This window comes from Halomonas sp. 72 (genome assembly GCF_052379785.1).
Lineage (GTDB): Bacteria > Pseudomonadota > Gammaproteobacteria > Pseudomonadales > Halomonadaceae > Vreelandella > Vreelandella citrativorans.
Window position 1 is genome coordinate 52,744 of sequence record NZ_JBQSYY010000012.1, and the last position, 14,357, is coordinate 67,100.

Below are 14,357 nucleotides of genomic sequence, written 5' to 3' on the forward strand. Positions count from 1 at the left end.
ACAGGGTGGGCATCGACCTATTGCACGGTTCTCCTGCTAACTGTTCAGCACCTGTTAACCGTGCGGGTTAACCAGACTTGCCCGCTAACGTCGTTAAAACATTTGGCGCAAGAATTTGTGAAAGGACTTCAGGCTCTTTTTGGTCTGGCGTGTACCACAAGTAGAGAGGTACCCCTGAGCGGCCGTGTTGCTCCAAAAAAGCGGTGATGGCTGGGTCACCATTGGTCCAGTCACCTTTCATGGTGATCACATCCGCCTGCGCAAATGCTTGTTGCGTGCTGGCTGTATCAATGGCTCGCTGTTCGTTCATATGGCAAGTGACGCACCAGTCTGCGGAAAAGTAGACAAAGATGGTTTGCTCCTGTTGCCGAAGTTCGGCCAAGCGGTCCGCGTCAAAGTCGAGTGTGCGTGTGGTGGGTGAATTTGCGGCGGCATTAATGGGCGCCTCGTGGCCCGCAAAGGAGCCGGGAACGAGGATGCTTCCCGCCAGCGCGAGTACGGCCGCGAGTGCTGCCGGTATCCAGACCAAGCGCTTGCCGTTGCGTTGGCGCAGGCCGGTGAACCAAAGTCCTATCGCCAGTAGTAAGATCAGAGCGAGGCTTGCAATCATGCCGTTATTGCTGAGCTGGCGGCCAAGCACCCAAGCTAACGCTAAAGCGGTTAGGAACATTGGGATGGCCATGATATGCCGAAAGGTCGCAAGCCAAGGGCCCGGCCGAGGAAGGCGGCGACGAAGCATTGGTATGAAACCAAGCAGCAAAAACGGTAAGGCAATGCCCAAGCCCAAGCCCACGAAAACCGTCAGTGCGGCAACCGTAGGGAGTACCAGGGCGGCGCCAAGCGCTGTGGCCATAAATGGGCCGGAGCAAGGTGTTGCGACGAAAGCGGCAAGTACGCCCGTCCAGAAAGCACCGGCCATGCCCTCCTGGCTAGCCAGTTTGGAGCCAGCATTGATGGAGCCTAGTTCAAAAAGGCCTGCCAGGTTAAAGCCAATCGCGGCAGTCAACAGTGTAAGCACCACAATGACCCGTGGGTCTTGCAACTGGAATGCCCAGCCAACGTGAGTACCGGCTGCGCGCAGAGCAATAATCGTTGCGCCCAGGATCAAGCAAACGAGGACCACACCGGCGGTATAGGCTAGCGCCTCACGCCGGGCTTCGCGTTGACCACCGGACAGGCGTGCAAGGCTAAGAACCTTAAGGCTGAGAATAGGGAAAACGCAGGGCATGATATTGAGCAGAACGCCGCCCAGTACGGCGCCGAGAAATGCGGTCAGTAGTAATGTAGAACTACTTTGTACGCCAGCTGTGCTTGTGTTTGGTGTTGGCGCACCATCACTACGGCTAACCAATGCTAAACCGGTTCCATTGCCCAGCGACAGAAGTGCTTCGAACTTGTCAGGTGGATTGTCTGTCTGCCAGTATTTTGCCAACTGGGTTTCAATAATCAATGTGTCGCCTTCACGACTAAAAACCTGCTCAGACGCGGGATCAGCCACGTTATCGGTGGCAACAAACAAGTGTGGATCGTTGAGTTCCACGCTGGTGGGTAAGGGGATGCTTAAGCGCAGTTGGTTATCATCGGTCGTCACAAAGCTGGCTTGCGAACCGAGAGGCCTGGGAAGCTCGCGCCGCCATTCATCGAAGCGTGCTTTGCGCTCAGGCGTAATGTGGCCATCGCCTGCGACCAGCGTAGTGGCAAGCGATGCCTCCTCCGGAATGCAGGCATCAGCGCGGCAAGCCAAGTAGTTGAAGTCAACGCTAATCGGCAGAGAGGTCCCTGCGGGCACAGAGGCGTCTATTTCAATGGGCAGCAATAGTACATAAGGGTGCTCGTAGACATGGTTCATCAGATCGCCAGTCATTAGCGTCTGCGGTACTGGGTAAGCGGCATCGCCTACGCTGACACCTTCCGGCAATTGCCAATTGAACTGCGGTGGTAGGCCAATACTACCCGGCTGTTTCCAATACCCATGCCAACCTGATTGCGGCTCCATGAAAACGGCTAAGGTGCTGGAGGAACCAGGTGCCGGTTGATCTGTTTCCGCTATCAGAGTGCTCTTAATCAGTACTTCGCCCGAGATGCCGGGAAATTCTTGCGCAGCGCCAATCTGGGGAGTCAGCATTACAACCAGGCAAAAAAGGACAAAATAGCGATAAAGGAACGTGGGCATTGGTTATCAGCCCGCGTGAGGCGGGCTGCTCCAGTAAAAAAAGGGGGGCCGCGCTATGGCTTGCGCGGAGTGGCTTACGCTTATTGGCTGAGGCGCTCGACAGCTTCGCCTAATGCGGTGTCTTGTGGTCCAAGCTTGTCGGTTATCTTGCCGTCAGCATCAATTAATACAACGGTGGGTATCTGCTGAACGCCGAATGCACGGTGTATATCGCCCTCGGCGTCAAGCAACACCGGTATCGCCGTCTCGGTGGTATCAAGATAACTTTCGACATCGGACTCTTGGGTCCAAAGACCAGAAATAATGCCTACCCACTGTACGCTTTGGTCTTCGCTCAGCTGGTTGACGGTTTCGCGTACGCGGCGGCAGGCGGTGGAGGTTTCTGGCTGGCTCTTGGCAAGATAAGGCTCACACCAGGTGGCAAAAAACACCACACCCAGTGGCTTGTCTGTCGTCTTCCGAGTCAGGTCGATGGTAGTGCCGTCACGCGTGGTGACATCAAGGTGAGTCACCGTATCGCCCACCGTTAAAGCGTTGGCGTCGATATCCTTGACGGCGGCTCCTTCGGTCGCTGCTGAGTTGGGATCAGCGGGTTCAAGCACGGCCTGTAGCGCCTGTTCCAGGGCTTGATCGTCACGATGACCAATGTGAGTGATGTGACCACTGCGATCAATCAGAACGTGCTGCGGGGTAACGCGTAGATTCAGCGCTTCGGCTAGCGTGCCGTCATCTACCGTGATGGGCATGGTCAGGCCCATTTCCTCGCGATAGACACGTGCGGACTCTTCGGTGTCAGCGTAGCCGGTGTTCACGGCGATGACTTGGATATCATCACCATGCGCTTCTTGAAATGCCTGGAACCCGGGCATCTGCTGGCGGCAGGGCACGCACCAGGTTGCCCAGAACTTTATATACACGGGTTTTTCGCCATATAGCGCGCCTAGATCAATAGTCTCACCATCCAGCGTGGTAATGCTCAGCTCGGGGCCTGGCTGACCAATTAAGGACTCGCCAGCCGCTCTGGCACGCTGTTCACCATCGGCATCTTGATCATAGGCTTGATCGGCGTCTGGTTGCTCAGTGGTCTCGGTGGCGTGTGCCGAACCGAAGCAGCCGACCAACATGGCGAGCAGTATCGCCGCTGAACATTTCGTGTTTACTATACGCATTGGTTTCATCCTTTTGGCAAATCGTTCTGAGCTAACGTAAAGAGCTAAGGTAAAGAGCTAACTCAAGAACCGGCATAAAGAACTAGCTCGAGAACTGGCACAAAGATTTAGAACGGTAAAAGTGTAGAGTAGATAGTGATTGTGAAAGGCTTCATGGTCTAAAAAAAGCACCAAGACTGATAGGTTTCTATGTACCATGGAGGGATGAGTAAACTTCGTTTTTCACTTAATCGCCAAGGCGAGCAGTCTTTGTCAGAGCAGGTGCGTTCGAGCATTGCTGATGCCATTCGACAAGGGCATTTATATGAGGGCGCACGGCTGCCTTCATGGCGTGATCTTGCCACGCAACTGGGCGTTTCACGAGGCACTATTAAAACGGCTTATGATCGGCTGAGCGATGATCAGTTAGTCATCTCAAAAGGGGCCGCCGGTACGTTCGTTAGCGCCGTGCTACCCGCGGCACCAAAAGTGGTGGTTGAGGCCTCTCGGCTGCCACTGCCTGATCTCTATCAGGACTTGGAAAGCGCGCCCAAGCTTTTTCAAGTGGGGGTGCCTGCGCAAGATGGCTTTCCCTTTAAGCAGTGGTCTCGCATCATGCAGCGCGGTTCACGCCAGGCGGTGGCCGAGTCACTGCGTTACCCTGACCCACGCGGAGAGCAGACACTACGCAAGGAAATTGCTGCCTATCTGGCCGTGGCTCGCGGGCTGCTTTGCTCTGCAGACCAGATCATCATCACCAATGGATATGCGGGTGCGCTGGGCTTGGCATTGCACTTGTTGCGCCCGGATTCAAAGCGGGTGTGGGTTGAAGACCCTTGTTATCCACTCAATAGGCACGCTTTGTCTTTGGCAGGCTTTACCTCGGTTCCTGTTCCGGTCGATGACCAAGGGATTTGTGTGGAGCAAGGGATAGCGCTTGCTGCGGAGGCGCGGTTGGCGATTGTGACGCCAAGCCAACAAGCACCGCTGGGTATGCAGTTGTCGCTGGCTCGCCGTCAGGCGTTGTTAGCATGGGCTAAAGAAAACGATAGCTGGATCATCGAAGATGACTATTTAAGTGAGCTGCAGTTAAGCGGCCAGGCAACGCCCGCACTGGCCTCGCTGGACCATGACGAAAGAGTGATTCACATGGGTACTTTCAGTAAAACCATCAGCCCACGATTGCGGCTTGGTTTCATTGTGGTGCCTGCGAGGTTGTCGGAGCGCGCGGGAGATACGGCCGCTGCATTGTCACCCGCGTCTGCACTGCCTAGCCAGCTAGCCGTTGCGGAGTTTTTGCGCGACGGGCATTACTTGCGCCATATTCGGCGTATGAAGCGTTTGTATATACAGCGCCGGAATGCGCTGCTTGCACTCATGGACAGCACGGTTTCAGTCAATCATATGGCGGGCTTGTCGCTGTTGCTTGCCCTGGCTGATGACACCGACGATGTTGGCATTGCCGAAGCGGCGGCGGCCTTTAACCTTGCCCCGGCGCCGTTGTCTCCCTGGTACGCCACGCCAGCCAATGCGCGAAAAGGATTGCTCTTAGGCGTCACTAATCTATCGAGCCCTGCGCTTGAAGAAGGCTATCAACCGTTGGCGGCACTGATTGCTCGTCATCGCCAATAGTGTGCCTGCAGTTGAAAAACCACTCTTATTGAACGTCGGCTTCGCCAGGTCGCTTGCTGCGTGTTCTTATCTTAATATATGCTTTATATACGTTTCATATATCAAGGCATTCCATGGGTATCGTAAAAATCAACGACCAGCTACACGAAGATATTCGTAAAGCCAGCTCGGTCATGGTGCGTTCGATCAACGCACAGGCGGAGTATTGGATTAAAGTGGGCATGCTGGCAGAGGCTAATCCAGGCATGACCTTCACCGACATTATGCGCGAGCAGATGCAACAGGCAGACATTGAAGTAAGGCAGGTGATCGGTGGATAACGTACCGCTGAAAAGTGCAGAAGAGTTGACGCTGATGCGCGAAGCAGGACGCTTGCTGGCTCAGGTGTTTGGTTATCTTGATACGTTAATCGAGCCGGGTGTCACCACCATGCAGATCAACGATTGGGCCGAGCGTTATATCGTTGATGAGCTAAAGGCTCGCCCGGCCAGCAAAGGGCAATACGATTATCAATATGTGCTGAATGCGTCTGTGAACCAGGTGGTGTGTCATGGCGTTCCCTCCGAGACACTCACGCTAAAATCGGGCGATATTGTTAACATTGATATCACGCTTGAGAAGAATGGCTATATTGCCGATTCAAGCAAGATGTACATGTTGGGTGAGGTAAAGCCCATTGCCAAGCGCCTGGTCGATAAAACCTATGAGGCGCTGTGGAAGGGCATTCACGCGGTTAAGCCGGGGGCAACGCTGGGTGATGTAGGCCATGCGATCCAGCGGCATGCGGAACAGAACGGCTACTCGGTGGTGCGTGAATATTGCGGCCACGGCATCGGCCAGGAGATGCATGAAGAGCCGGAAGTCGTGCACTACGGAAAGCCAGGGCACGGCGTGGTATTGAAAGAGGGCATGGTATTCACCATCGAACCCATGATTAACCAAGGCAAAGCCAAGGTAAAAATCAAAAAAGATGGCTGGACAGTCGTGACCAGTGACAAGTCGTTATCCGCGCAGTGGGAGCATACAGTGGCAGTGACGGCCGAGGGTGTTGAGGTGCTTACTTTGCGTGATGAAGAGCGTGTTTAATTTTAACCAGTTAGGCGATGCAAGGTGACCTATCAAGTCATCTGAAAACTAGCCGGGCGGACGTGAAAGCAGGCTTTTGAGAGACAGTGGTATTAAAAACTCCATGCCGTCGCTAGAAAGTAACGGCGTGGTTATTGTGAGCTCGGCTAGCGCTTACAAATACTCCAGCACATCAAAGTGATCGCACCCCGGCAGCTCAATTAGCTCTGCTTGGACGTTGGCTGCGCGTAGCAGCGCTATAAAATTGTGTCCCTGCTGATGAAACGCGGGCGGGTCGTTTTCGGCAATCACAACCTGGCAGGTGGGCAGCGCGGTCAGCTCGCCAAACTGAGGGCTAAGTGCGCGTGCCTGTGATTTGGTCAGCTTTAGAGGGTCGTTAACGTAGGTTTCTACCAGCGGCGTAAGGTCATAAACACCGCTGACCAGCACCAGCTTATCAATAGGAACCCTGCCGCTAACGGCTACCCAGTAAGCCAGTTGGGCGCCCGCGCTATGGCCTCCCAGGGTGATGGACCACACGCCGCCGCTTTCTGCCAGCGCGTGGTAGGCCGCTTCTAGCCCCTGAATGCACTGAGTCATCATGTTTTCAATGGTGTGGGTCGGGGCCAGGCCATAGCCAATTGAGGCGAAGGCTATTCCCCGTGCCAGATAGCGCTCGGCCAGAAAATCCGTGGCAGTGTGGTCAAGCTCCTGCCAGTAGCCACCGTGAATGAATACCATCAAAGGCCACGGGCCTTCTCCCTGCGGAATAAACAGGTTAAGGCACGCCGCCGGGTGGTCGCCATAGGCGACCGTTATCGGTGGGTGGCGGTCCCTTAGCGTGCGTCCGGCATCCGCCTGACGTGTAAGAGTGGATTCAAACTCTGACGCAAAATGGCTCGGTGAGTAGGCCAGATCCGGCGTTAGCTTTGTCATGCGTGCTCTCTATCAGGTGACGGCGCTAAGCACGTGAAATTCAGGATTTTGATACTCGCCGCTTTCGACTACCTCGCGGAAGTGCTGCGCGGCCTGCCACACATCTTCGTAGCTTAAATAGAGCGGGGTGAAGCCGAAGCGCATCAAGCCCGGCTCCCGATAATCACCAATCACGCCACGCGCGATCAGCGCTTGCACAATGGCGTAACCGTTTTGGGCATCTACCAGTGATACCTGGCTGCCACGCTGGTCGGCTTTCGGGGTAATGTCCTCGATACCGTGGGCCTCAAAAATATCTGCCAGGCACTCGCGGAACAGATTGCTCATGGCCAGGCTTTTTTCACGCACGGCCTGCATATCGACGTCAGCCCAGATAGCTAACGACGCTTCGAGGGCTGCGTAAATAATCGCTGAGTGTGTACCGGTACGAAAACGCGAGATGTCATCGGCGGGTGCGTAGTCGGCCTGAAAGGCGAAAGGTGAGGTATGGCCATGCCAGCCCGAGAGCGGTTGCCACGTGCTATCCAGGTGGTCGCGGTGCACGTAAAGAAAAGCGGGCGCACCGGGGCCGCCGTTCAGGTATTTATAGGTACAACCTACAGCATAGCGTGCGCCCACGCCGTTAAGATCGACAGGTAGCGCGCCAGCAGAGTGGGCTAAATCCCAAATGACCTCGGCGCCATGTTCATGAACCAGTTGAGTAGTGGCTGCCATGTCGCGCAGTTTGCCCGTGCGATAGTTGACCTGGCTAAGCACCACCACAGCCACGCCTTCCAGGTGCGCAGCCAGGTCGTCACCTTCGGGCATAAAGCGATGTTCACAGCCGCTAACCCGGCAGTAGCCTTGGGCAATGTAGCCGTCAGTGGGGAAGTTGCCGCCTTCACTGAGTACCGTGCGGCAATCATCCTGGCGCTTGTCGAGGATATAGCCCAATAGTTTGAAAATATTGAGCGTGATGTTGTCCGTGACCACCACTTCACCGTGCTGAGCACCAAGCACCGGGGCGAGCAGGTGTCCCAGCCGTTCGGGCGCATCAAACCAGCCCTGGTTCCAGCCTTTAATCAGTTGGGTACGCCACTGCTCCATGGTGTCATCAACCGCTTGCTTGGCCGCGACCGGTTGCGCACCAAGCGAGTTGCCATCCAGGTAGAGAACACCTTCTGGCAGGGCAAAGTGGCGTTTGAAATCTGCCAGTGGGTCTTGGCGGTCCAGCTCACGAACGGTATCCAGGCTCACGCGCATATCGGTACTCCAGCAAAAATGTCGTCACACAGGTGAAAAGTGGGGTAAGGCTTATTGGGCTCTTGCTGTTAAATAGATGTCCTTACGCTCCAGAGTTCCGGGAAGAACTGCAGGTCGAGTGCCTTGACCAGGTAGCTCACGCCCGACGAACCACCGGTGCCACGCCGGTAGCCAATAATGCGCTCCACCGTTTTCATGTGGTTAAAGCGCCAGCGCTGGAAGTTGAATTCGACATCCACCAGCTTTTCGGCCAGTTCGTATAGGTCCCAGTACTTTTCACTGTTGCGATAGATCTCCATCCACACCGCTTCGACGTCGCTACTCGCGGTGTAGGGAATGCTCCAGTCGCGCTGGGTGATGTTGTCTGGAATATCAAAACCCCGGCGGGCCAGTAGCTGCAGCGAGACGTCATAAAGGCTGGGCGAATTAAGCGCATGCTGGAGTTTTTGGTAGTGCTTGGGCTTTGAACGGTGAGCTTCGATCAATTTGGCGTTTTTGTTACCCAGCAAAAACTCAATTTCCCGGTACTGATAGGACTGAAAGCCCGAGCTTTGCCCAAGGCTGTCCCGAAAGCTCAAGTAATCGGCGGGCGTCATCGTTACCAGCACTTCCCAGGCGTTGATGAGCTGTTCCTGGATGCGAGATACGCGTGAGAGCATTTTGAACGCAGGGCTCAGGTTGTCATCGGCAATATGCCTGGCCGCCGCGTGGGCTTCGTGCAAGCAGAGCTTGATCCATAGCTCCGACACTTGATGAATCATGATAAAGAGTAGTTCATCGTGCTCTTCAGAGGCCGGGTTCTGGCAAGCCAGCAAGGGCTCAAGGTCAAGGTATTGGCCGTAGCTGATATCCTGGTCCCAGTGGATGGCTTCGTTATCAACGCTGTTCTTTTTTGGAGTTTCCATCACTTAATATGCCTTTGCCGCGTCATGAGTGGTTAGCGCTTGTGCTTGAGGTTCGCCTAAATCCCAGAAGATCCCGGCGGCTAGTTTTAGCCCTTGCTCGACAATGGTTTCCAGCAAGTGCTCATCGGGGGCGTGCTGATTGCATGACGGGTAGGAGTGGGGCAGCCAAACGGTGGGCAGATTAAGCACGTCTGAAAAGCAGTGATTGGGAATCGTGCCGCCCAGGTTGGGTAAAATATGGGGCGCTTCATTCAGGCTGTTCTCGGCCGATTGAGCAACAAAATTCACCCATGGGTGATTGGGGTCCAACCGAGTCGCCGCGTAACCGCCTAAGAACGTCAGTTGGATATCGTTAAAGCCATGGGCATCCAGGTGCTGGCGCAGGTTACTCTCCACCGCTTGCCAGTCGGTGCCTTTTACAAAGCGCAGCTGTAGTACCGCTTCCGCGTGCTCTGGAATCGCACCGACAGGCTTGTCGGTTCTGCCCGCACTTAAGCCAAGAATTTCAAACGTGTTGGCCCCGTATAAACGCTCGCCATCCGCCAGGGTTTCTTCACCCCACGCTGGGTTAATCGTGGGGTCGGAGGCACCGCCGCCTACCGGCAAGTCGCGCACTAACCGGGAGACGTCTTCTGTAATAGACGGTGCCTTGAGAAAGTCGGCCAGAATTTTGCCACTTGGGGAAAGTAGCGTGGCGAGCGCATTGCACAGCACAACCGCCGGGTTGGTAATAACCCCTCCCCAGTTACCAGAATGGCGGCCGCCATTGCCGGTGTTAAGCGACAGTTTGAGCTGAACAACGCCGCGAGAACCCAAAAAGAGGGTAGGCATGTCGTGGCGGATTCTGGGGCCATCAGAGGCCAGAAAAAGGTCGGATTTAAGCGCTTGCTGATAGGCAGCACAGGTTTCTTCCAAACCCGGTGAGCCTATCTCCTCGCTCATTTCAAACAGCATTTTTACGTTGTAGCCTAACCGACCCTTACGAGCGTTAATCACAGCTTCCAACGCGGTTAAATTGACGCTGTGCTGGCCCTTGTTATCGGCGGTGCCGCGACCATAAACACGGCCTTCTTTAAAGGTTAGCGTCCATGGGTCAATACCGTTCGCCCATTGCTCTTCCTGGCCATCGGTAACGTCACCATGGCCATAAAGCAACAACGTGGAGCAGGCGGGGTCCTCAATGCGCTCCCCAATCAGCAGGGGAGGAAAGCCGGGTTTCGGGTTCTCGATAATCTGGCAGGTGAAGCCCAGCCTTGAAAGCAGCGGGCCAATTTCTTGTTCAAGGTACGCGTTGAGTGTATCGGCACAGGCGGGGTCCTGGCTGACCGTGCGCATGGCAATACGTTTTGCCAGCGTCTTATAAAAATTACCGTTTGAAAGCTCATCACTCGCTAGCTGAATCGCCTGTTCCCGTTTTGAACGCTGCGGTGTTGTCATGGTGCGCCTTTTTATCATTGGGCTTTTAGTGGTCGTTGAGGTGAGCCTAGCCCTTGCTCTTGTTTGCAGCAATCATTAAGATTTCAAACTACCTTTCTAACTATTAGAAATCACCGGTAGATGTTTGAACCGCTACCGATAGTGCTTTCACCCTGCCAGGGTTTGTACGAAAAGTCGCTGAGCGAAGGCCAGACAAGGCAAAAATCAGTAAAAAACGGACCGGGCTCGCGCACGAGTTTACATGTGTAAATGAGTATTTTGATCGGACTCGCGCACGAGCTGGTTTTTAACGCCGTATGGGCGAGCGTAAGCAGTTTTCGTACAAAGCCTAACAGGCAGGTCATCAATGAGGCCGTTATGCAGGATCTCCACTTGCGCTACTTTCAAAGCGTTGCGAAAACGGGCTCGTTGTCCGCTGCCGCTGAAGAGCTGCACGTCGCTGTTTCAGCGGTTAGCCGCCAAATCACCAATCTTGAGCAGCGCCTGGATATCAAGCTGTTCAACCGCCAGCCGCGGGGTATGCAGTTAACCGAAGCAGGCAAACTGCTGAACGCCTATGCACTGCGTAACCAGTTAGAAGTTAATAGCGTTATCGATGAGATGCAGGATGCAATGACACGCCAACGCCAAACCATTGTGGTGGCTTGCCCTGATGGCATGGCGTGGCACTTTCTTCCCAGTGTTATTTCGCGCTTTATTACTCAGCATCCTGATATTCGGTTTGATCTGCAGATGGCCGATTCAGCGCGTGCTTCTGAATTGGTAAAAGAAGGCAGTGCTGATATCGCCTTAACCTTTAGCCTCTCGCCGGATATTGGCGTAAAGGTGGTTTCAAGCCATAACGCCGCGATTAGTGCCCTTATGTCGAGTGAGCACCCGTTGGCAGTTAATGACGTTTTGTATGTAAAGGATTTATGCGACTACCCGCTTACCATGTCGCTTAATGGCTCGACAATGCGCTATCTGTTTGATGTCGCCTGTAGCTTGTCCGGTATTAAGGTATTCCCAAGCTTCTCCTGCGATTCACTTGGCGCGACCTATACCATGGTCAGCGAGCATCCCAATATGATCGGGTTGTGTAGTGCCGTGGCGGTAAGCGGTAAAATGCATAAGGATGGGCTGGTTTTAAAGCCGCTACACGAGCCCCAGCTTTCTCAGCGAAGCCTTCAGGTACAGGTGATGGCTGAACGCTATCTGCCTGCTCATATCGAGGCGTTTTTAGTTGTTCTGGAAGAGAAGCTGACGGCCGTTGTCTGTTGAGCGCATACCCGTTAGATGCCAAGCCACCCATTATGGGTGGCTTGGAAGCGAACCTGCTTAAAACGGACCGTAGTTAATCGCAACGGCAACCCCGACAAACGCGCCGCCGATGACAATCCAAATCAATACCAGTGGTAGCACGAATTTGAACCACTCCACGTAAGAAACGCGGGCGATCGCCAGGCACGCCATCAAGGTGCCAGAAAGCGGAGTAATAATATTGGTAACGGCATCGCCCAGCTTGAAGGTGATGAAGGTCGACTGGCGGGTGACTTCCAGCATATCGCCAATGGGAACCATAATTGGCATCACGATAGCGGCCTGGCCGGTACCCGAAGTAATCAATCCGTTAAATACCAGGTTAAACACGTATAAAAGCTCCATGGCGACAATCTTGCCATGACCATCTAAAGAGCTTGCGACGCTATGTACGAGGGTGTCGATGAGCTGTGCTTGTCTAAGCAACACGATGACAGCGGCGGCGACACCCACCACCAATGCACCGTACATGACTTCGCTTGCGCCATTCATCAGGCGTTTTACAAAATCGTTGGGAGACATTCTGCCGATCAGTGCCGTGGCGATCCCCACCATTAAAAACGTGGCAGAGAGTTCGGTGATTCCCCATCCGAAGTTAAAACCGCCGTACAGGAAAAACACAAAGGAAGCGGCAAATATCAGCAGCACTAACTTATGAGAAAAGGTAAAGGGCGGCAGAGCGCCAGGCTCATGTGTGGCTTCGGTGTTATCAAAGGCGTCTGCTCCCATCACGCTATGGGCCGGGTTCTGCTTGATACGTTTGGCATAGCGGCAGATGTACACCGTGGTAACGGTCAAAAAGACAATAAAGATAACGCCACGGTATATAAATCCGGAAAACAGCGGTAGCTCGGCAATGGTTTGCCCGGCAACGGTAACGGTCGGGTCAAAAACGCCTGCACCGAAGCCTGCGTAGGAGCCTAAAAAGATAATGGCCACGCCTACAACGGGGTCAAGCTTCATTGAGCGGGCAAGAAACAGTCCGATAGGAATAAAGGCAATGGCCAAGTTGGCACCTACCCCAACCGATGCAAGCGTTGAGAACGTAGCGCAAAAGATAAAAATAAGAACATTTCGACGGCCATTGGCCTTGCTAATGAGTTGGTGAATACCTGCGCTGATGGCGCCTGTTGACTCAATCACCTTGAGCACGCCGCCGACCATCATGATTAAGAAGATCAGTGGAGCCGCCGCCACCAGGCCTTTTTGAATAGCGGTAAACAGGTCCATTACGTTCAGGGGCGCTGCAGTAATGTACTGAAAGCTATCGGTGGCGACCTGCGTCAGGCCATTGTTGTTGGTTCTTTCGTAGCTTCCTGCGGGGATTATATAAGAGGCGAGCAGTACCAGTACCATAAAGCTAAACAGGATGATGAACACATCCGGCATAGGGCGTTTTTTCTTCATTGTTTGTGCCTTTTCTGGCGCGCCTTTACTCAGCTTCGTTGTCATATTCGTCTTCGCGGTCAGAGGGTTATCGTTTTATTGGTGGCGCTACTCTAGGCAGTATGTGCGACTCAAACGCTCAACGACAAGCGATACGGGTAGTTATCACTGTCGTATTTTTTAAACCGTGTGCATGGCCGAGGGGGTAGGTAGGCCGAAGCGGTTTAGTGTGAGGCGTAGCATCGGGTGGTGACGTTTTGTGTACTTCCACGAAATAGGTTAGGTAGAAGGTCCATAGCGCCTGGTTCGCAGGTGGTGAAAGGGCCACCTTTATGTTGTTTTAAATCAACCTACCAAGGAAGCCCATGGCTAACAATTGTGCATTTATCAAATGTGTTTTCTATTTTAGGCAAGCACGCTTGGCAGTCAGAAGGAAGCATCCGAGCAACCCAATAAAGCCGCTAAACGGTCGATTCAAAATGCCCGCTCAACGATGTTTTATGTCGCTGTAGATAACAGGTCTGCGGGCCATATCGCGCAATTTTACGCGTTAACAGCGCATAGCCAAGCGGCCTGCTACTGTCTATATAGAACCTGCTACTGTCTATATAGAAAAGGTGGGGTTTAGGGTTCGCTCTATTAAGCATGAATAGACGGTGTTACGTATCTAACGGAGGATCATATGCAATCCAACATTGAGCATCGGGGTAGCTGTCTCTGCGGTGAAGTGCAGCTTTTAACTCATTTAGACAGTCATCATGTGGCGGTTTGCCACTGCAGCCTTTGTAGAAAGTGGGGTGGAGGGCCGCTGTTTGCGGTTGAGTCCCAAAACGAGGTGGATTTCCAGGGGGCTGAGCATATTGCTATCTTCAGCTCCTCAGAGTGGGCCGAACGCGGTTTCTGCAAGCAGTGTGGGACGCATCTGTTTTATCGGTTAAAAGAGGGCGGGCACTATGCTATCCCTGTGGGGCTTCTGGAGGATAACGGCCAGTGGCAGCTTGAGGAGCAGATATTTATTGAGCAAAAACCAGCGTTTTACTCGTTTTCTCAAGCCACCAGAGACTTAACCGGCGAGGAGGTTTTTGCTCAGCATACTGGCAATTAAGAGGTTTCGTGGCCACTGCAAACACTGGC

General features: G+C 53.8%; 12 protein-coding genes. 5 read left to right on the forward strand and 7 right to left on the reverse strand.

The genetic code is table 11. From position 1 onward, the window contains the following. Nucleotides 1–67 precede the first annotated feature (67 nt). Nucleotides 68–2,125 carry a protein-disulfide reductase DsbD family protein gene (locus tag ACT3T6_RS11890; protein WP_193054131.1) on the reverse strand — a complete coding sequence of 686 codons (2,058 nt, stop codon included), beginning with the start codon at nucleotides 2,123–2,125 and terminating at the stop codon, nucleotides 68–70. Nucleotides 2,126–2,253: 128 nt separating this feature from the next. Further along, complete coding sequence (locus ACT3T6_RS11895; protein ID WP_193054132.1) at nucleotides 2,254–3,342, reverse strand: TlpA family protein disulfide reductase; 1,089 nt, start codon at nucleotides 3,340–3,342, stop codon at nucleotides 2,254–2,256. Nucleotides 3,343–3,546: 204 nt separating this feature from the next. On the opposite strand from ACT3T6_RS11895, the gene pdxR reads away from it, so the two are divergent. The 3 genes from pdxR (at nucleotide 3,547) to map (ending at nucleotide 6,039) form a co-directional block, all read left to right on the forward strand. Continuing rightward, nucleotides 3,547–4,953: a MocR-like pyridoxine biosynthesis transcription factor PdxR gene (pdxR, locus tag ACT3T6_RS11900; RefSeq protein ID WP_193054133.1), complete on the forward strand. Its 1,407-nt coding sequence runs from the start codon at nucleotides 3,547–3,549 to the stop codon at nucleotides 4,951–4,953. Nucleotides 4,954–5,066: 113 nt separating this feature from the next. Continuing rightward, nucleotides 5,067–5,273: a ParD-like family protein gene (locus ACT3T6_RS11905; protein WP_087105660.1), complete on the forward strand. Its 207-nt coding sequence runs from the start codon at nucleotides 5,067–5,069 to the stop codon at nucleotides 5,271–5,273. After that, a complete protein-coding gene (gene map / locus ACT3T6_RS11910; protein WP_172116455.1) occupies nucleotides 5,266–6,039 on the forward strand; it encodes a type I methionyl aminopeptidase in 774 nt (257 codons plus the stop codon). The genes ACT3T6_RS11905 and map overlap by 8 nt, the downstream gene beginning before the upstream one ends. Nucleotides 6,040–6,192: 153 nt before the next feature. On the opposite strand, the gene ACT3T6_RS11915 is transcribed toward map, so the two are convergent. The 4 genes from ACT3T6_RS11915 to ACT3T6_RS11930 form a co-directional block, all read right to left on the reverse strand. Then, entirely contained in the window at nucleotides 6,193–6,954 is a 762-nt protein-coding gene (locus ACT3T6_RS11915; RefSeq protein ID WP_193054134.1) for an alpha/beta hydrolase, read from the reverse strand. Between the two features lie 12 nt (nucleotides 6,955–6,966). Further along, nucleotides 6,967–8,196 (reverse strand): kynureninase, encoded by a 1,230-nt coding sequence (kynU, locus tag ACT3T6_RS11920; protein ID WP_193054135.1) that lies wholly within the window; start codon nucleotides 8,194–8,196, stop codon nucleotides 6,967–6,969. Between the two features lie 68 nt (nucleotides 8,197–8,264). After that, the gene (gene kynA, locus ACT3T6_RS11925) at nucleotides 8,265–9,101 is read right to left on the reverse strand and encodes a tryptophan 2,3-dioxygenase (protein ID WP_193054136.1); all 837 of its coding nucleotides are present in this window, start codon (nucleotides 9,099–9,101) and stop codon (nucleotides 8,265–8,267) included. Between the two features lie 3 nt (nucleotides 9,102–9,104). Beyond that, nucleotides 9,105–10,538: a M20 family metallopeptidase gene (locus tag ACT3T6_RS11930; RefSeq protein WP_193054137.1), complete on the reverse strand. Its 1,434-nt coding sequence runs from the start codon at nucleotides 10,536–10,538 to the stop codon at nucleotides 9,105–9,107. Nucleotides 10,539–10,895: 357 nt separating this feature from the next. On the opposite strand from ACT3T6_RS11930, the gene ACT3T6_RS11935 reads away from it, so the two are divergent. After that, a complete protein-coding gene (locus ACT3T6_RS11935; protein WP_193054138.1) occupies nucleotides 10,896–11,798 on the forward strand; it encodes a LysR family transcriptional regulator in 903 nt (300 codons plus the stop codon). Between the two features lie 57 nt (nucleotides 11,799–11,855). Here ACT3T6_RS11935 and ACT3T6_RS11940 read toward each other — a convergent pair whose 3' ends face one another. Beyond that, a complete protein-coding gene (locus tag ACT3T6_RS11940; protein ID WP_193054139.1) occupies nucleotides 11,856–13,289 on the reverse strand; it encodes a YfcC family protein in 1,434 nt (477 codons plus the stop codon). Between the two features lie 616 nt (nucleotides 13,290–13,905). Between ACT3T6_RS11940 and ACT3T6_RS11945 the strand changes: the two genes are divergently transcribed. Then, complete coding sequence (locus tag ACT3T6_RS11945) at nucleotides 13,906–14,328, forward strand: GFA family protein (protein ID WP_193054140.1); 423 nt, start codon at nucleotides 13,906–13,908, stop codon at nucleotides 14,326–14,328. The last annotated feature ends 29 nt before the right edge of the window (nucleotides 14,329–14,357 follow it).